At 62.6% G+C, this 16750-nt stretch carries 28 protein-coding genes; 3 read left to right on the forward strand and 25 right to left on the reverse strand.

The features are described from left to right. Positions 1 to 16: 16 nt before the first annotated feature. Together MU516_RS09525 and MU516_RS09530 are read left to right on the forward strand one after the other, a co-directional pair. Entirely contained in the window at positions 17 to 898 is an 882-nt protein-coding gene (locus MU516_RS09525; protein ID WP_260276988.1) for a PhzF family phenazine biosynthesis protein, read from the forward strand. A 78-nt stretch (positions 899 to 976) separates the two neighbouring features. Then, complete coding sequence (locus MU516_RS09530; RefSeq protein WP_260276989.1) at positions 977 to 1438, forward strand: tellurite resistance TerB family protein; 462 nt, start codon at positions 977 to 979, stop codon at positions 1436 to 1438. Positions 1439 to 1443: 5 nt separating this feature from the next. Here the strand turns inward: MU516_RS09530 and MU516_RS09535 are convergent, their stop codons facing one another. The 3 genes from MU516_RS09535 to MU516_RS09545 are packed head-to-tail and all read right to left on the reverse strand — an operon-like array spanning position 1444 to position 4804. Next, positions 1444 to 2754, reverse strand: a complete 1311-nt coding sequence (locus tag MU516_RS09535) for an NAD(P)/FAD-dependent oxidoreductase (RefSeq protein WP_260276990.1) — start codon at positions 2752 to 2754, stop codon at positions 1444 to 1446. Continuing rightward, positions 2751 to 4109 carry a glutamine synthetase family protein gene (locus MU516_RS09540; protein ID WP_260276992.1) on the reverse strand — a complete coding sequence of 453 codons (1359 nt, stop codon included), beginning with the start codon at positions 4107 to 4109 and terminating at the stop codon, positions 2751 to 2753. Before MU516_RS09540 ends, MU516_RS09535 begins: the two co-directional genes overlap by 4 nt. Next, positions 4106 to 4804, reverse strand: a complete 699-nt coding sequence (locus MU516_RS09545; protein ID WP_260276993.1) for a type 1 glutamine amidotransferase — start codon at positions 4802 to 4804, stop codon at positions 4106 to 4108. Before MU516_RS09545 ends, MU516_RS09540 begins: the two co-directional genes overlap by 4 nt. Positions 4805 to 4942: 138 nt before the next feature. On the opposite strand from MU516_RS09545, the gene MU516_RS09550 reads away from it, so the two are divergent. Beyond that, positions 4943 to 6070 carry an aminotransferase class V-fold PLP-dependent enzyme gene (locus tag MU516_RS09550; protein ID WP_260276994.1) on the forward strand — a complete coding sequence of 376 codons (1128 nt, stop codon included), beginning with the start codon at positions 4943 to 4945 and terminating at the stop codon, positions 6068 to 6070. A 59-nt stretch (positions 6071 to 6129) separates the two neighbouring features. Here MU516_RS09550 and MU516_RS09555 read toward each other — a convergent pair whose 3' ends face one another. The 22 genes from MU516_RS09555 to MU516_RS09660 all read right to left on the reverse strand — a co-directional run. Next, positions 6130 to 6888, reverse strand: coding sequence for a hypothetical protein (locus MU516_RS09555; protein WP_260276995.1), 759 nt, complete (start codon positions 6886 to 6888; stop codon positions 6130 to 6132). A gap of 154 nt (positions 6889 to 7042) precedes the next feature. Next, positions 7043 to 7231 carry a 50S ribosomal protein L30 gene (rpmD, locus tag MU516_RS09560; protein WP_209055613.1) on the reverse strand — a complete coding sequence of 63 codons (189 nt, stop codon included), beginning with the start codon at positions 7229 to 7231 and terminating at the stop codon, positions 7043 to 7045. A gap of 10 nt (positions 7232 to 7241) precedes the next feature. Next, entirely contained in the window at positions 7242 to 7838 is a 597-nt protein-coding gene (gene rpsE / locus MU516_RS09565; protein ID WP_209055614.1) for a 30S ribosomal protein S5, read from the reverse strand. A gap of 131 nt (positions 7839 to 7969) precedes the next feature. After that, on the reverse strand, positions 7970 to 8329 hold the full coding sequence (gene rplR / locus MU516_RS09570) for a 50S ribosomal protein L18 (RefSeq protein ID WP_209055615.1): 360 nt from the start codon (positions 8327 to 8329) through the stop codon (positions 7970 to 7972). A gap of 12 nt (positions 8330 to 8341) precedes the next feature. Continuing rightward, on the reverse strand, positions 8342 to 8875 hold the full coding sequence (gene rplF, locus MU516_RS09575) for a 50S ribosomal protein L6 (protein WP_260276996.1): 534 nt from the start codon (positions 8873 to 8875) through the stop codon (positions 8342 to 8344). Between the two features lie 12 nt (positions 8876 to 8887). Beyond that, positions 8888 to 9280: a 30S ribosomal protein S8 gene (rpsH, locus tag MU516_RS09580; protein ID WP_209055660.1), complete on the reverse strand. Its 393-nt coding sequence runs from the start codon at positions 9278 to 9280 to the stop codon at positions 8888 to 8890. A 15-nt stretch (positions 9281 to 9295) separates the two neighbouring features. Beyond that, the gene (gene rpsN, locus MU516_RS09585; RefSeq protein ID WP_209055617.1) at positions 9296 to 9601 is read right to left on the reverse strand and encodes a 30S ribosomal protein S14; all 306 of its coding nucleotides are present in this window, start codon (positions 9599 to 9601) and stop codon (positions 9296 to 9298) included. 19 nt (positions 9602 to 9620) lie between these two features. Beyond that, positions 9621 to 10181: a 50S ribosomal protein L5 gene (rplE, locus tag MU516_RS09590; protein ID WP_209055618.1), complete on the reverse strand. Its 561-nt coding sequence runs from the start codon at positions 10179 to 10181 to the stop codon at positions 9621 to 9623. Next, positions 10181 to 10486, reverse strand: a complete 306-nt coding sequence (gene rplX, locus MU516_RS09595) for a 50S ribosomal protein L24 (protein WP_260276998.1) — start codon at positions 10484 to 10486, stop codon at positions 10181 to 10183. The genes rplE and rplX overlap by 1 nt, the downstream gene beginning before the upstream one ends. Further along, positions 10486 to 10854, reverse strand: a complete 369-nt coding sequence (rplN, locus tag MU516_RS09600) for a 50S ribosomal protein L14 (protein ID WP_010400243.1) — start codon at positions 10852 to 10854, stop codon at positions 10486 to 10488. Before rplN ends, rplX begins: the two co-directional genes overlap by 1 nt. Before the next feature lie 88 nt (positions 10855 to 10942). Continuing rightward, the gene (gene rpsQ / locus MU516_RS09605) at positions 10943 to 11188 is read right to left on the reverse strand and encodes a 30S ribosomal protein S17 (RefSeq protein WP_209055620.1); all 246 of its coding nucleotides are present in this window, start codon (positions 11186 to 11188) and stop codon (positions 10943 to 10945) included. A 12-nt stretch (positions 11189 to 11200) separates the two neighbouring features. Then, positions 11201 to 11407, reverse strand: coding sequence for a 50S ribosomal protein L29 (gene rpmC / locus MU516_RS09610; protein WP_209055621.1), 207 nt, complete (start codon positions 11405 to 11407; stop codon positions 11201 to 11203). A gap of 202 nt (positions 11408 to 11609) precedes the next feature. Then, complete coding sequence (rplP, locus tag MU516_RS09615) at positions 11610 to 12023, reverse strand: 50S ribosomal protein L16 (protein ID WP_209055622.1); 414 nt, start codon at positions 12021 to 12023, stop codon at positions 11610 to 11612. 12 nt (positions 12024 to 12035) lie between these two features. Continuing rightward, positions 12036 to 12746, reverse strand: coding sequence for a 30S ribosomal protein S3 (gene rpsC / locus MU516_RS09620; RefSeq protein WP_209055623.1), 711 nt, complete (start codon positions 12744 to 12746; stop codon positions 12036 to 12038). Next, on the reverse strand, positions 12746 to 13126 hold the full coding sequence (gene rplV / locus MU516_RS09625; RefSeq protein WP_209055624.1) for a 50S ribosomal protein L22: 381 nt from the start codon (positions 13124 to 13126) through the stop codon (positions 12746 to 12748). The genes rpsC and rplV overlap by 1 nt, the downstream gene beginning before the upstream one ends. Before the next feature lie 5 nt (positions 13127 to 13131). Continuing rightward, positions 13132 to 13410 carry a 30S ribosomal protein S19 gene (gene rpsS, locus MU516_RS09630; RefSeq protein WP_147095517.1) on the reverse strand — a complete coding sequence of 93 codons (279 nt, stop codon included), beginning with the start codon at positions 13408 to 13410 and terminating at the stop codon, positions 13132 to 13134. A gap of 3 nt (positions 13411 to 13413) precedes the next feature. Then, the gene (rplB, locus tag MU516_RS09635; protein WP_260276999.1) at positions 13414 to 14250 is read right to left on the reverse strand and encodes a 50S ribosomal protein L2; all 837 of its coding nucleotides are present in this window, start codon (positions 14248 to 14250) and stop codon (positions 13414 to 13416) included. A gap of 98 nt (positions 14251 to 14348) precedes the next feature. Then, a complete protein-coding gene (locus MU516_RS09640; protein WP_209055626.1) occupies positions 14349 to 14645 on the reverse strand; it encodes a 50S ribosomal protein L23 in 297 nt (98 codons plus the stop codon). Continuing rightward, entirely contained in the window at positions 14642 to 15262 is a 621-nt protein-coding gene (gene rplD, locus MU516_RS09645) for a 50S ribosomal protein L4 (protein WP_209055627.1), read from the reverse strand. The genes MU516_RS09640 and rplD overlap by 4 nt, the downstream gene beginning before the upstream one ends. Continuing rightward, positions 15259 to 16125 (reverse strand): 50S ribosomal protein L3, encoded by an 867-nt coding sequence (gene rplC / locus MU516_RS09650; protein WP_209055628.1) that lies wholly within the window; start codon positions 16123 to 16125, stop codon positions 15259 to 15261. The genes rplD and rplC overlap by 4 nt, the downstream gene beginning before the upstream one ends. 11 nt (positions 16126 to 16136) lie before the next feature. Next, the gene (rpsJ, locus tag MU516_RS09655; RefSeq protein WP_042247848.1) at positions 16137 to 16445 is read right to left on the reverse strand and encodes a 30S ribosomal protein S10; all 309 of its coding nucleotides are present in this window, start codon (positions 16443 to 16445) and stop codon (positions 16137 to 16139) included. Between the two features lie 185 nt (positions 16446 to 16630). Continuing rightward, a partial coding sequence (locus MU516_RS09660; RefSeq protein WP_260277027.1) for an EF-Tu C-terminal domain-related protein occupies positions 16631 to 16750 on the reverse strand: 120 nt, incomplete at its 5' end.

The following is a 16750-nucleotide window of genomic DNA, read 5'->3' on the forward strand; positions in this document are numbered from 1 at the left end:
TGCCAACGGATCGCGCATGCTTGAATTTCACATCTGGGACGTCTTCACCGACCGGGCTTTCAGCGGCAACCCGCTGGCAATCGTGACAGGTGCAGACGGTCTGACCACCGCGCAGATGCAGATCATCGCGCAGCAGTTCAACCTGTCAGAGACGATCTTCGTGATGGCACCGCGCGACGCGGCCAATACCGCACGGGTCCGGATCTTTTTTCCGACCGCCGAAATCCCGTTCGCGGGTCATCCGACCATCGGCTGCGCGCTGCATCTGTCGGGGGGCGCCGATGTCAGGATCCTGCTTGAGGAAGAGGCCGGGCTTGTCCCGGTCGAAATCCGGAACGGACAGGCGGAATTCACCGCGCCGAAGCTGCCTGTGGCGCAACCCGGGCAGGCAGATCCGGACCTGATCGCACGCGCGACGGACCTGCCCGCCGATGCGATCGGTCTGCCGGGTCACCAGCCGGCGATCTGGCAGGGTGGTCCGGCGTTTCTTTATGTTCCGGTCCGCGATCTCGACGCGCTGGCCGCCGCGCGTCCGATCCAGCCCTTCTGGTCGCAGGCGATGCAGGCCGCGGGGGTGGACAGTGCCTATCTTTATACCCCGGTGAAATCCGGTTACCGGGCACGGATGTTCTCACCCACCGCGGGCATACCTGAAGATCCCGCCACAGGATCGGCATCGGCCATTCTTGCCGGGCAACTGCTGGCCAGCCATGCGCTGGCCGAGGGGGAAAACCGGATCCCTCTGGAACAGGGAATCGAGATGGGGCGCGCGTCGCGGATCGACATGACGGCGGTGGTCGAAGCGGGCGAACTGCGGCAGATACGCGTTGCCGGGTGTGCCGTGCCGGTTGCGCAGGGGAAAATTCGCATCCCCGTTGCCCAGGTGACAAAATCCTGATCTCGGCCGACCTTACGGCAAGCAAAGGTTATGTTCTGGCCGCTTGTCGCGGCTGAAATATCCAGTATGCTCAACGGCATGTTTCGCAATCTGCTGTCCCGCCTCTTTGCCGACGATCCCGCGCCACAGCCCCTGGCCGCGCAGGATGCCGAGGTCGCAATCGCCGCGCTGTTGGTGCGCGTGGCGCGTGCAGATGATCATTATGAACTGTCTGAACGCCAGCGCATCGACCGGGTTCTGGCGCGCAGGCGCGGCCTGACCCCGGATCAAGCGGCCGAACGCCGCGCGGCCGCGGAAATGATCGAGGCCGAGGCCCCGGACACCGTGCGCTTTACCCGGTTGATCAAGGACCGGATCGCGCTGGAAGACCGGACCGGCGTGCTGGCCGCCATGTGGGAAATCGCCTATGCGGATCAACGGCGGGACATGGACGAGGAATCGATGATCCGGCTTGTGGCCGGTTTGTTGGGGGTTACGGACCGGGATTCCGCCCTGATCAGGCAAAAGGTTCTTTCAGACATGGGTCTGGCCAGCGACTGATCCAGTCAGAATCCAAGCCTGTCGCGCAGCGCGAACCACGACATTCCCGCGACCAGCAGCGGCCCGCGCAGCGCCCGTCCCCCCGGGAAGGGGCGCGTCGGCACTGCGGCCATCGCGTCAAACCCTGCAGCCTGCCCGGCCACAGCGTCAGCCATCAACCGCCCCGCAAGTGTCGCCATCGCGACACCATGACCAGAAAATCCGCTGGCCGACAGGCAATTCGGCGCGGGCCGCGCGAAACACGGCATCCGGTTCATGGTGATCGCCAGTGTGCCGCCCCACGCATGCGTCAGGCGCATTCCCTGCAGTTGCGGATAGACGGCCAGCAGATGCGGCTGAACGACGCTGGCGATATCCTGGGGAAAGCGATAGGTGACCGTTTCGCCGCCGCCGAAAATCAGCCTGCGATCATCATCCATCCGCCAGTAATTGACCACGAATTTAGTGTCGGCGACGGCGGTGTTGCGCGGCAGGATCTCGGCAAAGCGATCACCCAGCGGCTCGGTCGCGACGATATAGTTGTTGATCGGCATGACCCGCGCAGCGACCTTGGGCGCGATATCGCCCAGATAGCCGTTGCCGGCCAGAATGACCTGATCGCAGATCACCCGGCCCGTATCGCAATGAACAACAGTCTTCTCACCGGGCTTGCGTGCATGGGTGATTCTGTGGACATGGCTGTTTTCGCGGATGCGCGCCCCGGCCGCGTCGGCCAGCCGCGCGATGCCAAGCGCCAGGTTCAGCGGGTGCAGATGGGCCGCCCCCCAATCGACATCGCCGCCCACATAGGCATCGCTGCCCAGCAACCCGGCCAGCGCATCGCGATCCTGAAACTCGACCTTGTCGTAGCCATAGCGAGAGGCCAGATGATCCGCCATCCGGCGCGCATGATCCACCTCGGATTCGCTGCGGCACGCATGGGCGATACCGTCACGGATCGGCACACCGGCTTCGTGCGCCAGATCCCGCACCAGCGCCTTTGCATCCTCGGCCAGATCCCACAGACGGCGCGCGGTCTCGCGGCCCAGATGCTTCTCAAGCCAGTCGACCTCTTGCCGCTGCCCGGACCCGACCTGCCCGCCGTTGCGCCCCGACGCCCCGAAACCGACGCGATGTGCCTCCAGCAGGGTCACGTCATGGCCACCCCGCGCCAGATGCAGAGCTGCCGACAGCCCTGCATAGCCGCCACCCACAACCGCAACGTCACAGCGTGACTCACCCTTTTGTCGGGGAAACTGATCCAGCGGCGTTTTCGTCTGGGCATACAGGCTGGGCGGATATTCGCCCTGCCGGTCGTTCGCATAGAGCAGGTTCATACGTTCAACAGCAGATGTTCCCGTTCCCACGGGCTGATGACCTGCAGAAACTCTTTGTATTCGTTGCGTTTCACTGCCTCGTAGACATCCACGAACTCGTCGCCCAGCACCTCGCGCATGGGCAGGCTCTCGGACATGATGTCCAGCGCGTCACCAAGGTTATAGGGCAGTTCGTCGCGGGACATATAGGCATCGCCAAGACATTCGGCACGCGGCCCCTCTTGTTCCAGAAGGCCCAGATAGCCGCAGGCAAGGCTGGCCGCGATTCCCAGATACGGGTTGCAATCCATCCCGGCCAGCCGGTTCTCTATCCGCCGCGCCTCGGGCCCCGAAATCGGCACGCGCAATCCGGTCGTGCGGTTGTCGCGCCCCCATTCAAGATTGATCGGCGCCGCGAAATCAGGGACATAGCGGCGATAGCTGTTGACATAGGGCGCCAGCAGCGCGACCGCTGCCGGCAGGTGCCGCTGCATGCCACCGATGAAATGCAGGAACGCGTCGGTCTCGCGCCCGCGATCATCCGAGAAGATGTTCTTGCCGGTCTTCAGATCGACGATCGAGTGGTGAATATGCATCGCGCTGCCCGGCTCGCCCTCGATCGGCTTTGCCATGAAGGTCGCGAAACAGTCGTGGCGCAGTGCGGCCTCGCGGATCAGGCGCTTGAAAAAGAAGATCTCGTCGGCCAGCGCCACGGGATCGCCGTGGTTGAGGTTGATCTCGACCTGTCCGGCGCCGCCTTCCTGAAGAATGCCGTCGATCTCGAATCCCTGTGCCTCGGCGAAATCATAGATATCGTCGATCACCTTGCCGTATTCATCCACCGCCGACATCGAATAGGCCTGCTTGGCGGCAGCGCGCCTGCCGGTGCGGCCCATGGGCGGGATGATTGGCTGGTTGGGGTCCACGTTGCGCGCGACCAGAAAGAACTCCATCTCGGGCGCCACGACGGGCTTCCAGCCCTTTTCCTCGTATAGCCGGACCAGCCTTTTCAGGACGTTTCGTGGTGCGATCGGCACGGGGTTGCCCTGCTGGTCATGGGCGTCGTGGATGACCTGCATGGTCCAGTCCGCCGTCCATGGCGCCGCCGAGGCAGTGCTGTAGTCCGGGGTCAGGATCATGTCGGGTTCGGTGAAGGCACCGGACGGATTTTCGGCCCATTCCCCCGTAATGGTCTGCAGGAAGATCGAATTTGGCAGGTAGAACTTGTCCTGATGCGCGAATTTAGACGCGGGCATGGCCTTTCCACGCGCCACGCCTGCAATATCGGCGACGATGCACTCGACTTCGTCCAGCCTGCGGCCGGACAAGTATTCGCGCGCCGCGGCGGGCACACGTTCGATCCATGTGCCGCTCATGCTGCCCCCTTTGCCAGTTTACGCGGTTGCTTGAAGAACGCTTCGATCTTTTCGGCCAGCAGCGACGCGCCCTTGCTGTCTCCCATCCGCCGTGATGCGGCATCCAGCAGATCCTGCGGCACGACACCCTTGGCGCGGGTGTCCATCAGACCCTGCACGAAAGCGTCGTCGAATTCGGGATGGGCCTGAACCGTATAGGCGCGGTCGCCATAGATCAGCGCGGCGTTCTGGCAGAACGCGTTGCGGCCCGCGACTTCGGCATCCTCGGGCAGCGACACGACCTGATCCTGATGCCAGGCATTCAGCGTCACCGGCTGCCCGTCGAAATCATAATCCTGCGCACCCACTGCCCATCCATCGGGATGCTTGATGACCTTGCCGCCAAGCGCCTGCGCGATGATCTGGTGGCCAAAACAGATCCCCACCAGCGGAACCCCTTGGGCATATGCACTACGGATGAAATCCTCCAGCGGCGGGATGAAGTCGTGATCTTCATACGCGCCGTGTCGCGAACCTGTCAAAAGCCAGCCATCCGCATCGTCGATGCTGCCGGGAAACTCCATTGCCTCGACGTGCCAGACGCGGAAGTCGAACCCCCGCCCGTCCAGAAGCCGGACGAACATGTCCGGATAATCGCCCAGATCGTCCTTCAACTGCGCGGGCGACTGGCCGCATTGAAGTATGCCGATACGCATGAAAAACCTGCGATGTTGCCGATGTGCCCAACGTAGTCCTCTGTACGGGGGGGCCGCAAGGGGTTGCACCGTTTGGCGGTCTGGTGCCCGCCGCCGCCCCGGTCTAGCCTGCGCCCAGCAACACATCAGGAGGCTGCCATGTCCCGTGTCGATCCGGACGGCTTGCAAGAATTCTCGGTCGTTTTCACCGATCGTTCGTTGAATCACATGTCGCAGAAGTTTCAGTCCGTGATGCGCGAACTGTCCGCGTCCCTGCGCGAGGTCTATGGCGCGGATCAGGTGGCGATCGTGCCGGGGGGCGGCACCTATGCGATGGAATCGGTCGCCCGTCAGTTCGGGCGCGATGCGCATGCCCTGATCGTGCGGAACGGCTGGTTCAGCTATCGCTGGAGCCAGATCTTCGAGGCGGGCGGCTTTGCACGGGAAACGACCATCGCAATGGCGCGCCCTGCGGGCAACGACGCGCAATCGGCCTATGCGCCTCCGCCCATCGACGAGGTTACGGCCAAGATCCGCGACGTCCGCCCCGACGCGGTGTTTGCCCCGCATGTCGAGACATCCGCCGGGCTGATCCTGCCCGATGAGTATATCTCTGCGCTAGCCGCAGCCGCGCACGAGGTCGGCGCGCTGATGGTGCTGGATTGCATCGCCTCGGGCGCGGTCTGGGTGGATATGCGGGCGACCGGTGTCGACGTGCTGATCTCGGCCCCGCAAAAGGGGTGGTCGGCCTCGCCATCGGCGGGGCTGGTCATGTTGTCCGACCGCGCGGCCGCCCGGATGGCCGAGACGGAAAGCGACAGCTTTGCACTGGATCTTAAGAAATGGCGCGCGATCATGGCCGCTTATGAAGATGGCGGACACGCCTACCACGCCACGATGCCGACCGACGCGCTGACCGGACTGCGCGACGCCATGCAGGAAACCCGCGAGATGGGCTTTGAAGCCGCCTGCAAGGCGCAATGGCGTCTGGGCGACGCCGTGCGCGAGATGCTGGCCGCCCGCGGGCTGCGTTCGGTCGCGGCGCCGGGCTTCGGCGCGCCGGGCGTCGTGGTGTCCTATACAAATGATCCGGATGTGAAATCAGGCCGCAAATTCGCAGCCGAGGGGTTGCAGATCGCGGCCGGTGTGCCTCTTGCCGTCGGCGAAGGTGACGGGTTTTCGACCTTCAGGCTTGGTCTGTTCGGGCTGGACAAGCTGAAGGATGTCGAAGGCACCGTCGAACGTCTGCGGGCCGTTCTGGACCGCATCCTGCCCGGCAAAGACTGATCTTTCGCCCCCGACCCGGATGCTGAACGGCATAGGGTCGGCGGCGGGGCTTGCACAAGCTAGAATTCCAGCCAGGTTCCGATCTTGACGGCGGGCTGCCCCGGCCCCCGCAACGGCAGGATCCCGCCCAGTTCCAGCTTCATGGGGCCGATCACCTCGCGGACAAGAGACCCGGCATATTTCAACGAAAGCTCGTCATCGCTGCGATCCTCGATGCGCAGCTGGTTGATCACCATCCAGTCCCGATCCGGACGAACTCCGAACGTCAGTTCCGCCTTGGCCAGATACTCGGGCGTCAGATAAGTGTCTTGCGCGGTTGCCTCGCGTGACATCATGGTTTGCAGATCCATCCCGCCGGACATTTCCAGCTTGGCTTCGATGGTCAGCCAGCCATCGCCCAGGCTGGTCTCGACGCCGCGCCCCCAACCACCGGAAATCTGGCCCGTCGGATAGAACAGACCGTCGCGCCGAATCACGCCCAGCCCCATCGCCGCGCTGAACCTGTTGTTGCCAGTCCCGTCGTCCAGCGCACGCTGCAGCCAGATCAAGGCCCTTGTTTCGCCCGCGTCGCTTCGACCGGCTTCAAGGCCAAGCGTGTTTCGCGGCGCAAGCCCGTATTCGGCGTAAATCGAAGAATAGCTGTTGCCGTCCCGATCAATCTCGGTCGAAAGCGATGTGAAGGTGCTGCCCGTCTGGCGCGGCCACGGGCTGGCCGATGCCGGCGTGACTGCGATCGCGGCGAAGAAACAGATGAAAGGAAGGCGCGCCGCTGTCATTGTCGCCGAATGCAACCACTGGTTGCTTAAGCGATATCTCAACGATCTGCCCTTTGCCAGATATATTACTTGGCGGAAGATCCTGGCGGTCGGACGGAGCAGATGCGCTGTGTCACCCCACCGGCACGGGTCGTGACATCGCGACCCCATATCGGGGTCCAGAATGGAAAAGGCCGGGTTTCCCCGGCCTTTCAAGTCAGTTCTTTTCTTCGATGATGGTCACCAGATGCGGGATCTTGGCGACCATGCCGCGCACCGACGGAGTGTCTTCCAGTTCGCGCGTGCGGTTCATCTTGTTCAGGCCCAGGCCCTTCAGCGTCTCGCGCTGGATGGCGGGGCGGCGGATCGGGCTGCCGATCTGCTTGACGACGATGGTTTTGGCCATGTCCTACTCCTTACGCCTGCGCTGCCGAGGTCACGGTGGCATCGGTGCCAACCGTCGCTTCCGGAGCCTTCTCCTGCGACGGCAGGATGTCGGCGACCTTCTTGCCACGGCGCTGCGCGACCGAACGAGGGCTCGATTCCTTGCGCAGACCGTCCAGCGTGGCGCGGATCATGTTGTAGGGGTTCTGAGACCCCTGCGACTTGGCGACGACGTCCTGAACGCCCAGCATCTCGAACACGGCGCGCATCGGACCGCCGGCGATGATGCCGGTCCCCGGAACGGCGGTGCGCATGATCACCTTGCCGGCGCCATGACGACCTTCGATGTCATGGTGCAAGGTGCGACCGTCGCGCAGCGGCACACGCATCATGCCGCGCTTGGCCTGTTCGGTCGCCTTGCGGATCGCTTCGGGAACCTCTTTGGCCTTGCCCTTGCCAAAGCCAACACGACCACGCTGATCGCCCACGACCACCAGGGCCGCGAAGCCAAAGCGCTTGCCGCCCTTGACGGTCTTCGACACACGGTTGATCGCAACCAGACGATCCTGAAATTCCGGGTTCTCGTCACGGTCGTCGCGACGGCCCCGGCGGTTATCACGTTCTGCCATCAGGCAATCCTTTCATCGTGGCGCAACCAGCGCGCGCCGTTATGGTCAATCCAAGTGGGTGTGAGAAAGGATCCCCACGCCCCCGGATCATCGGGGCGGCGCCGACCTTGCGGTGGGCGCCGCCCGCAGCATCAGAATTTCAGCCCGCCTTCGCGCGCCGCATCGGCCAGTGCCTTGATCTTGCCGTGAAAGATGAATCCGCCGCGGTCGAAGACAACTTCTTCCACGCCGGCTTTCTTCGCACGTTCCGCGATCGCGGAACCGATCTTGGCCGCAGCCTCGACGTTGTTCTTGCCGATCACGCCGAAGTCCTTCTCCAGCGTGCTGGCCGAGGCCAGGGTCACGCCCTTCAGATCATCGATGATCTGAACCGAAAGGTTCTTCGACGAACGGTGGACCGACAGACGCGGACGGCCGTTCGACATCGCCCGCAATTTGTTCCGAACGCGCAGGCGGCGCTTCTGGAACAGCTCTTGCTTTTTCAGTGCCATTTCATGCGCCCCTTACTTCTTCTTGCCTTCCTTGCGGAAGATATATTCGCCCTTGTAGCGAATGCCTTTGCCCTTGTAGGGCTCGGGCTGACGCCACTCGCGAATGTTGGCTGCAACCTGGCCGACCAGCTGCTGATCGACGCCTTCGACGACGATCTCGGTCTGCTTCGGCGCGGTGATCGTGACACCTTCCGGGGTCTCGAAATTCACCTCGTGGCTGTAGCCCAGGGACAGTTTCAGGGTCTTGCCCTGCATCTGCGCGCGGTAACCCACGCCCTGGATCTCCAGCTCTTTCTTGAAGCCGTCCGACACCCCGACCGTCAGGTTCTCGACCATCGAGCGGGTCATGCCCCACTGCTGCCGAGCACGCTTCGACAGACCGCGCGGCTTGACGAGGACCGTGCCCTCTTCGATCATCAGATCGACGTCATCCGTTGCGGTGAAGCTGCGGGTGCCCTTGGGACCCTTTACCTCGATCGTCTGGCCCTTCACTTCGGCCGTCACGCCCTTGGGCAGTTCGACCGGTTTCTTACCAATCCGAGACATCTGCTGCCCTCCTTAGAATACGGTGCAGAGGACTTCGCCGCCGACATTGGCAGTCCGAGCCGCTGCATCAGACATGACACCCTTGGGGGTCGACACGATCGAAACGCCAAGGCCCTGACGGACCTGCGGCAGAGCCTGTGCGCCTGCATAGACGCGGCGACCCGGCTTCGACACGCGCGACAATTCCCGGATAACCGGGGTGCCATCGTGATATTTCAGGCCGATTTCCAGCTCTTTGTGGCCGGCATCGGTGGTGACTTCTTCATACCCGCGGATGTAGCCCTCGGATTGAAGGACATCCAGAACCCAGGCGCGCAGCTTGCTGGCCGGGGTGCGAACGGTGGATTTGCCACGCATCTGCGCATTGCGGATGCGGGTCAGCATATCACCGAGAGGATCGTTCATCATGCTCAGTTCCCCTTACCAGCTGGACTTGACCAGGCCGGGGATCTGCCCCTGCGAGCCAAGCTCGCGCAGCATGATCCGCGACAGTTTCAGTTTGCGGTAATACGCGTGAGGACGACCGGTCAGTTGGCACCGGTTGTGCAGACGCGTCGCCGACGAATTGCGCGGCAGTTCGGCCAGCTTCAGCGAAGCCTTGAACCGCTCTTCCATCGGACGGGACTGGTCGTTGATGACCTCTTTCAGGGCCGCACGCTTTTCGGCGTACTGAGCCACCAGGCGCTCGCGCTTCTTCTCGCGCTCTACCATCGATTTCTTTGCCATATCTCTTTCCCTCCGCGACTCAGCTGTTGAACGGCATGTTGAAATGCTTCAACAGCGACTTCGCTTCCGCGTCGGTCCTCGCGGTGGTGCAGATGATGATGTCCATCCCCAGAACTTCGTCGACCTGGTCGAAGTTGATTTCCGGGAACACGATGTGCTCTTTCAGGCCCATGGCATAGTTGCCACGGCCATCGAAAGAGGTGCCCTTCACGCCGCGGAAGTCGCGGACGCGGGGCAGCGCGATATTGATCAGGCGATCCAGGAATTCGTACATCCGATCGCCACGCAGCGTCACCTTGGCACCCAGCGGCATTTCCTCACGGACGCGGAACCCGGCGATCGAGTTCTTGGCCTTGGTGATGACAGCCTTCTGGCCGGCGATCAGCGACAGCTCTTCAGCGCCCTGCTTCACCTTCTTGGTGTCCTTGACGGCCTCGCCGATGCCCATGTTCAGGACGATCTTGTCCAGACGCGGGATCTGCATGTCGTTCTTGTAGCCGAACTCTTCCTTCAGCGCCGCCTTGATGGTCTCGCGGAACTGCGCTTTCAGGCGGGGCGTGTAATTGGTCTTGTCCAACATCAGATCACGTCTCCCGTGGTCTTGGCGAAACGGACCTTCTTGCCGTCTTCCTCGCGGAAGCCGACGCGGGTCGCTTTGCCATTCTTGTCCATGAGGGCCAGGTTCGACAGGTCGATCGGCATCGCCTTCGGCACACGTCCACCCTGGCTGTTCTGCGACTGGCGGGTATGGCGGATGGCGACGTTCACACCGTCAACCACGGCCTTGTTGTCCTTGGGCATGACGGCGGTGATTTCGCCCTGCTTGCCCTTGTCCTTGCCGGCCAGCACGACGACCTTGTCGCCCTTTTTCAGCTTGGCAGCCATCACAGCACCTCCGGCGCAAGCGAGATGATCTTCATGAAGTTCTTGGCGCGCAGTTCGCGCACGACCGGCCCGAAAATACGGGTGCCGACCGGTTCGCCCTGGTTGTTCAGGATGACGGCGGCGTTACGGTCGAAGCGGATCGATGTTCCGTCCTCGCGCTTCACTTCCTTGGCGGTCCGAACGACCACGGCCTTGCGGACGTCGCCCTTCTTGACCCGGCCCCGCGGGATGGCTTCCTTGACGGACACCACGATGATGTCGCCCACCGACGCATAGCGACGGTGCGAACCACCCAGGACCTTGATGCACTGAACCCGGCGAGCGCCGGAGTTGTCAGCGACATCCAGATTGGTCTGCATCTGGATCATTTGGTTTCTCCCGACCTTTGGGGACCGATCCGGAATGTTTCGCGTCCGGCCCCAGGGTTTCGATCATTTCTGATCTGTGATGAAGGACTTATGCCGAAGCGGCTTCGTCCGTCAGGACAGTCCAGCGTTTCGTCTTCGAGATCGGCGCACATTCGGCGATGCGAACGGTGTCCCCGACCTTGAACTGGTTTTCCGCGTCATGGGCGCGGAACTTCTTCGACAGACGCACGGTCTTGTGCAGCAGCGGATGCTTGAAGCGGCGCTCGACCAGAACGGTCACGGTCTGCTCGTTCTTGTCCGAGACGACCTTGCCTTGCAGGATGCGTTTGGGCATGGGTCAGCCTCCTCAGTTCGCTGCAGCGGCATCGGCCGCTTTCTGGTTCAGAATGGTCTTCACACGCGCCACGTCGCGGCGCACGGTGCGCATGCGGGCGGTGTTCTCAAGCTGACCGGTGGCCTGCTGGAAACGCAGGTTGAAGGCCTCTTTCTTCAGCGCGACAAGCTGTTCCTTCAGCTGGTCGGGCGTCTTCGATTTCAGTTCTTGCGCGTCCATTACGCGTCGTCCTTTCCCACATCACCGGAGAGCCCCGGATTGTCCGGGCCACCCTGATTCCGGTGGAGTTTCGTGATGAAGGCCTGCCCATACAGGCGGACCCGGAATTTTGCAACCCCTTTCCCCGGCGCGGCCGGGAAAAGGCAAACCCCGCCGTGTCCGGCGGGGCCTTTGTCATGGCTTGCGCATCAGCGCAGCGTTCTTACCAGTCTTCGCGCGCGACGATGCGAGTCTGGACCGGCAGCTTCATCGCGCCCAGGCGCAGGGCCTCGCGGGCGATCACGTCGTTGACGCCGTCGATCTCGAACATGATCCGGCCCGGGTGGACACGGGCTGCCCAGAAATCGATCGAGCCCTTGCCCTTACCCATCCGAACTTCGGTCGGCTTCGAGGAAACCGGAACATCCGGGAAGATCCGGATCCAGACCCGGCCCTGACGTTTCATGTGACGGGTGATCGCGCGGCGGGCCGCTTCGATCTGACGGGCGGTGACACGCTCGGGTTCGGTGGCCTTCAGCGCGAACGAGCCAAAGTTCAGGTCGAACCCGCCCTTCGCGTTGCCGTGGATCCGGCCCTTGTGCTGTTTGCGGAACTTGGTCCGTTTTGGTTGCAGCATTTGTCGTTCTCCTTACCGGGCGTCGCGGCGCGGACCACGAGGAGCCGGACCTTCCTGCGCCTCGGCGGCCTTGCGGTCGCGAGCCTGCGGGTCATGCTCCATGATCTCGCCCTTGAAGATCCAGACCTTCACACCGATGATCCCGTACGGGGTCATGGCTTCGGCCAGCGCATAGTCGATGTCGGCACGCAGCGTGTGCAGCGGCACACGGCCTTCGCGATACCATTCGGTCCGCGCGATCTCGGCTCCGCCCAGACGGCCGGCGACGTTCACGCGGATGCCCAGTGCACCCATGCGCATGGCGTTCTGAACCGAACGCTTCATGGCGCGGCGGAACGAAACACGACGCTCAAGCTGCTGCGCGATCGATTCGGCGACCAGGGCTGCATCGACTTCGGGCTTGCGGACTTCGACGATGTTCAGGTTCACATCGCTTTTGGTGAAGTTCGACAACTTCTTGCGAAGCACCTCGATGTCGGCACCCTTCTTGCCGATGATCACACCAGGCCGAGCGGCATGGATCGTGACGCGGCATTTCTTGTGCGGACGCTCGATGATGACGCGGCTGATGCCGGCCTGCTTGGCTTCCTTCTTGATGAAGTCCCGAATTTTCAGGTCTTCAAGCAGAAGATCGCCATATTCCTTGTCATCTGCGTACCAGCGGCTGTCCCAGGTGCGGTTCACCTGGAGGCGCATCCCGATGGGGTTGACCTTCTGACCCATTACGCTTGCTCCTCGACTTGGCGCACCTTGATGGTGATTTCCGAAAACGGCTTCATGATCTTGCCATAGCGGCCACGCGCCCGCGGACGGCCACGCTTCATCACCAGGTTCTTGCCGACCCAGGCTTCTGCGACGATCAGGTTATCGACGTCGAGTCCGTGGTTGTTCTCGGCGTTCGCGATGGCGGACTGAAGGCATTTCTTCACGTCGCCGGCGATGCGCTTGTGCGAAAAGGTCAGATCGGCCAGCGCGCGATCGACTTTCTTGCCCCGGATCAGCTGAGCCACGAGGTTCAGCTTCTGCGGCGAGGTGCGAAGCATTTTCGTCTTTGCGAAAGCCTCGTTCTCCGCCACGCGGCGCGGATTGTTTTCCTTACCCATGACGATTACTTCCTCTTGGCTTTCTTGTCCGCCGCGTGACCGTAATAGGTCCGCGTGGGCGAGTATTCACCGAATTTCTGACCGATCATGTCCTCGGACACGTTCACCGGGATGTGCTTCTGGCCATTATAGACGCCAAAGGTAAGACCGACGAATTGCGGCAGGATGGTCGAACGACGCGACCAGATCTTGATGACGTCGGATTTCCCCGACTCGCGGGCCTTTTCCGCTTTCTTGAGCACATAGGCGTCAACAAAGGGGCCCTTCCAAACAGAACGTGCCATGGATTAACGCCCCTTCTTCTGGTGACGCGACCGCAGGATATACTTGTCGGTCGCCTTGTTGGTCCGGGTTTTCTTGCCCTTGGTGTCCTTGCCCCAGGGCGTCACCGGCGTACGGCCACCCGAGGTACGACCCTCACCACCGCCATGCGGGTGATCGATCGGGTTCATCGCGACACCGCGCACGGACGGACGGATGCCCTTGTGGCGGTTCCGGCCGGCCTTGCCCAGGTTCTGGTTCGAATGGTCGGCGTTCGACACGGCACCGATGGTGGCCATGCATTCCTGACGGACCATCCGCAGCTCGCCCGAGCTGAGGCGGATCTGGGCGTAGCCGCCGTCACGACCCACGAACTGGGCATAGGTGCCAGCGGAACGTGCGATCTGGCCGCCCTTGCCGGGCTTCAGTTCGACGTTGTGCACGATCGTGCCGATCGGCATGCCGCTGAAGGGCATGGCGTTGCCCGGCTTCACGTCAACCTTGGTGCCGGCGACGATCTTGTCGCCCACTGCCAGACGCTGCGGTGCCAGGATATAGGCGCGCTCGCCATCTTCATAGCTGATCAGCGCGATAAAGGCGGTGCGGTTGGGATCGTATTCGATCCGTTCGACCACCGCGGCCACATCGAACTTGTTGCGCTTGAAATCGACGATGCGATACAGGCGCTTCGCCCCGCCGCCCTTGCGGCGCATGGTGATCCGTCCGGTGTTGTTCCGGCCGCCTTTCTTGGTCAGACCCTCAGTAAGGGTTTTGACCGGGCGACCTTTCCAAAGCTCCGAACGGTCGATCAGAACCAGCCCGCGCTGGCCAGGCGTCGTCGGTTTATACGACTTCAATGCCATCTTTCTGTCTTCCGTTGCTTTGGACCGAGGTGGTCCGTTTCGTCCAAAAGATCAGCGGCCCCGGACGATCGCCGGGGCCGCAGATTCGCAGCCGTCTATCAGAGTCCCGTCGAGACGTCGATAGTGTTGCCCTCTTCCAGGGTCACATAGGCCTTCTTCACATCGCTGCGGCGGCCAAGCTGGCCACGGAAGCGTTTCTGCTTGCCCTTGGTGATGGTGGTGTTGACCGCCTTCACCTTCACACCGAACAGCGCCTCGACCGCTTCCTTGATCTGCGGTTTCGTCGCATCGTTCGCGACCTGGAAGACAACGCCGTTGTTCTCCGAGGTCAGCGTGGCCTTTTCGGTGATGACCGGCTTGACGATCACGTCGTAATGTTCAGCTTTCGCGCTCATTTCAGACGAGCCTCCAGGGCTTCGACACCCGCCCGCGTGATCACCAGCGTGTCGCGCTTCAGGATGTCATAGACGTTTGCGCCCATCGACGGCAGGATATCCACGCCTTCGATGTTGCGGGCGGCGCGGGCGAAGCCCTCGTTGACTTCGGCACCGTCGATCACCAGCACGCGCTTCCAGCCGTTTTCCTTGACGGCCTTGGCGACGGCAGCGGTCTTGGCGTCGGCGAGGTTCAGATCCTCGACCACGACCAGTTCACCGGCATTCGCCTTCGCGGACAGGGCATGCTTCAGACCCAGTGCGCGCACCTTCTTCGGCAGATCGAAGGCGTGCGAACGCGGGGTCGGGCCCTTGTAGACGCCGCCGTGACGGAAGATCGGCGCCTTCTTGGAACCGTGGCGTGCGCCGCCGGTGCCCTTTTGGCGATAGATCTTCTTGGTCGAATAGCTGACATCCGACTTGCCCAGGACCGAGTGGGTGCCCGCCTGTGCCTTGGCACGCTGCCAGCGCACGACACGCTGCAACAGATCGCCGCGCGGGGACAGGCCGAACACCTCGTCGGCCAGCTCGATGGACCCGGCCTTGCCGGCGTCCAGCTTGATCACGTCGAGTTTCATTCCTTGTCTCCTTCAGGCGCAGCATCGCCGTCGTCAGCCTTGTCGGACTGGATCGAGGCTTCGGCTTCCTTCAGCGCGGCTTCTTCGGCAGCAGCAGCCTCGGCCTCGGCGGCCTTGCGGGCGGCTTCTTCCTCGGCAGCGGCCTGGGCCGCGGCTTCCTCGGCGGCACGCTTTGCCTCTTCGGCAGCCGATTTCAGCGCAGCCGGATAGATCACGTTCTCGGGCGTCGCCTTCTTGACGGCGTCCTTGATGGTGACCCAACCGCCCTTCGAGCCGGGAACCGAGCCCTTGACCATGATCAGACCACGTTCGGCGTCGGTGCGGACGACCTGCAGGTTCTGGGTCGTGATACGCACGGCACCCAGGTGACCGGCCATCTTCTTGCCCTTGAACACCTTGCCGGGGTCCTGACACTGACCGGTCGAACCATGCGAACGGTGGCTGATCGACACGCCGTGCGAGGCGCGAAGACCACCGAAATTGTGACGCTTCATCGCGCCCGCAAAACCTTTACCGATCGAGGTGCCGGCGATGTCGACGAACTGACCGGCGAAGTAGTGGTCAGCCGTGATCTCTTCCCCGACATTGATCAGGTTCTCTGCGGCAACGCGGAACTCGGCAATCTTGCGCTTGGGCGCAACCGAGGCCTTGGCGAAGTGACCGCGCAGCGCGGCAGTCGTCCGCTTGGCCTTGGCGACACCGGCACCAAGCTGAACGGCGGTATAGCCGTCACGCTCGACCGTGCGCTGATCCACGACTTGCAGATTGTCCAGTTGCAGGACGGTGACCGGAACCTGACGGCCGTCCTCGAGGAACAGCCGGGTCATGCCCAGTTTCTTGGCGATAACACCAGTACGCAGCATACTCGCCTCCCTCAGACCTTGATCTCGACATCCACGCCGGCGGCGAGGTCGAGCTTCATCAGGGCGTCAACGGTCTGCGGGGTCGGATCGACGATGTCCAGCAGGCGCTTGTGGGTGCGGATTTCCCACTGGTCGCGCGACTTCTTGTCGATGTGCGGGCCACGCAGGACGGTGAATTTCTCGATTTTGTTCGGCAGCGGGATCGGACCCCGAACGGTCGCGCCGGTGCGCTTGGCGGTGTTGACGATTTCCTGGGTGCTGGCGTCCAGCACGCGGTAATCGAACGCCTTCAGCCGGATGCGGATATTCTGGCTTTGCATTCTTGTATCCCTCGGATGGGATTTCAGTTGAGAGGCAGACCCCGCACCACGCGAAGCCTGCATCGAACCGTAGTAATAAGCAGAGCGGCCAAATAGCGGCCGCTTTGCCCGATAGCAACCCCCTTTCGGGGGAAAATCTTGCGGATCGCGAAAGCCGCGCGGAACGCGGCTTCCGGATCACATCATCACTCGATGATTTTGGAGACGACGCCTGCGCCGACGGTGCGGCCGCCTTCGCGGATGGCGAAGCGGAGGCCGTCTTCCATGGCGATCGGGGCGATCAGTTCGACGGTGAACTTCAGGTT

The sequence above is a fragment of the Paracoccus maritimus genome (assembly GCF_025195095.1).
Taxonomy (GTDB): domain Bacteria; phylum Pseudomonadota; class Alphaproteobacteria; order Rhodobacterales; family Rhodobacteraceae; genus Paracoccus; species Paracoccus maritimus.

What these genes read in the sequence shown, in the direction of transcription:
- MU516_RS09525 (WP_260276988.1), top strand. Translation starts at nt 17, where the DNA reads ATGCTTGAATTTCACATCTGGGACGTCTTCACCGACCGGGCTTTCAGC.
- MU516_RS09530 (WP_260276989.1), top strand. Translation starts at nt 977, where the DNA reads ATGTTTCGCAATCTGCTGTCCCGCCTCTTTGCCGACGATCCCGCGCCA.
- MU516_RS09535 (WP_260276990.1), bottom strand. Translation starts at nt 2,754, where the DNA reads ATGAACCTGCTCTATGCGAACGACCGGCAGGGCGAATATCCGCCCAGC.
- MU516_RS09540 (WP_260276992.1), bottom strand. Translation starts at nt 4,109, where the DNA reads ATGAGCGGCACATGGATCGAACGTGTGCCCGCCGCGGCGCGCGAATAC.
- MU516_RS09545 (WP_260276993.1), bottom strand. Translation starts at nt 4,804, where the DNA reads ATGCGTATCGGCATACTTCAATGCGGCCAGTCGCCCGCGCAGTTGAAG.
- MU516_RS09550 (WP_260276994.1), top strand. Translation starts at nt 4,943, where the DNA reads ATGTCCCGTGTCGATCCGGACGGCTTGCAAGAATTCTCGGTCGTTTTC.
- rpmD (WP_209055613.1), bottom strand. Translation starts at nt 7,231, where the DNA reads ATGGCCAAAACCATCGTCGTCAAGCAGATCGGCAGCCCGATCCGCCGC.
- rpsE (WP_209055614.1), bottom strand. Translation starts at nt 7,838, where the DNA reads ATGGCAGAACGTGATAACCGCCGGGGCCGTCGCGACGACCGTGACGAG.
- rplR (WP_209055615.1), bottom strand. Translation starts at nt 8,329, where the DNA reads ATGGCACTGAAAAAGCAAGAGCTGTTCCAGAAGCGCCGCCTGCGCGTT.
- rplF (WP_260276996.1), bottom strand. Translation starts at nt 8,875, where the DNA reads ATGTCTCGGATTGGTAAGAAACCGGTCGAACTGCCCAAGGGCGTGACG.
- rpsH (WP_209055660.1), bottom strand. Translation starts at nt 9,280, where the DNA reads ATGAACGATCCTCTCGGTGATATGCTGACCCGCATCCGCAATGCGCAG.
- rpsN (WP_209055617.1), bottom strand. Translation starts at nt 9,601, where the DNA reads ATGGCAAAGAAATCGATGGTAGAGCGCGAGAAGAAGCGCGAGCGCCTG.
- rplE (WP_209055618.1), bottom strand. Translation starts at nt 10,181, where the DNA reads ATGTTGGACAAGACCAATTACACGCCCCGCCTGAAAGCGCAGTTCCGC.
- rplX (WP_260276998.1), bottom strand. Translation starts at nt 10,486, where the DNA reads ATGGCTGCCAAGCTGAAAAAGGGCGACAAGGTCGTCGTGCTGGCCGGC.
- rplN (WP_010400243.1), bottom strand. Translation starts at nt 10,854, where the DNA reads ATGATCCAGATGCAGACCAATCTGGATGTCGCTGACAACTCCGGCGCT.
- rpsQ (WP_209055620.1), bottom strand. Translation starts at nt 11,188, where the DNA reads ATGCCCAAACGCATCCTGCAAGGCAAGGTCGTCTCGGACAAGAACGAG.
- rpmC (WP_209055621.1), bottom strand. Translation starts at nt 11,407, where the DNA reads ATGGACGCGCAAGAACTGAAATCGAAGACGCCCGACCAGCTGAAGGAA.
- rplP (WP_209055622.1), bottom strand. Translation starts at nt 12,023, where the DNA reads ATGCTGCAACCAAAACGGACCAAGTTCCGCAAACAGCACAAGGGCCGG.
- rpsC (WP_209055623.1), bottom strand. Translation starts at nt 12,746, where the DNA reads ATGGGTCAGAAGGTCAACCCCATCGGGATGCGCCTCCAGGTGAACCGC.
- rplV (WP_209055624.1), bottom strand. Translation starts at nt 13,126, where the DNA reads ATGGGTAAGGAAAACAATCCGCGCCGCGTGGCGGAGAACGAGGCTTTC.
- rpsS (WP_147095517.1), bottom strand. Translation starts at nt 13,410, where the DNA reads ATGGCACGTTCTGTTTGGAAGGGCCCCTTTGTTGACGCCTATGTGCTC.
- rplB (WP_260276999.1), bottom strand. Translation starts at nt 14,250, where the DNA reads ATGGCATTGAAGTCGTATAAACCGACGACGCCTGGCCAGCGCGGGCTG.
- MU516_RS09640 (WP_209055626.1), bottom strand. Translation starts at nt 14,645, where the DNA reads ATGAGCGCGAAAGCTGAACATTACGACGTGATCGTCAAGCCGGTCATC.
- rplD (WP_209055627.1), bottom strand. Translation starts at nt 15,262, where the DNA reads ATGAAACTCGACGTGATCAAGCTGGACGCCGGCAAGGCCGGGTCCATC.
- rplC (WP_209055628.1), bottom strand. Translation starts at nt 16,125, where the DNA reads ATGCTGCGTACTGGTGTTATCGCCAAGAAACTGGGCATGACCCGGCTG.
- rpsJ (WP_042247848.1), bottom strand. Translation starts at nt 16,445, where the DNA reads ATGCAAAGCCAGAATATCCGCATCCGGCTGAAGGCGTTCGATTACCGC.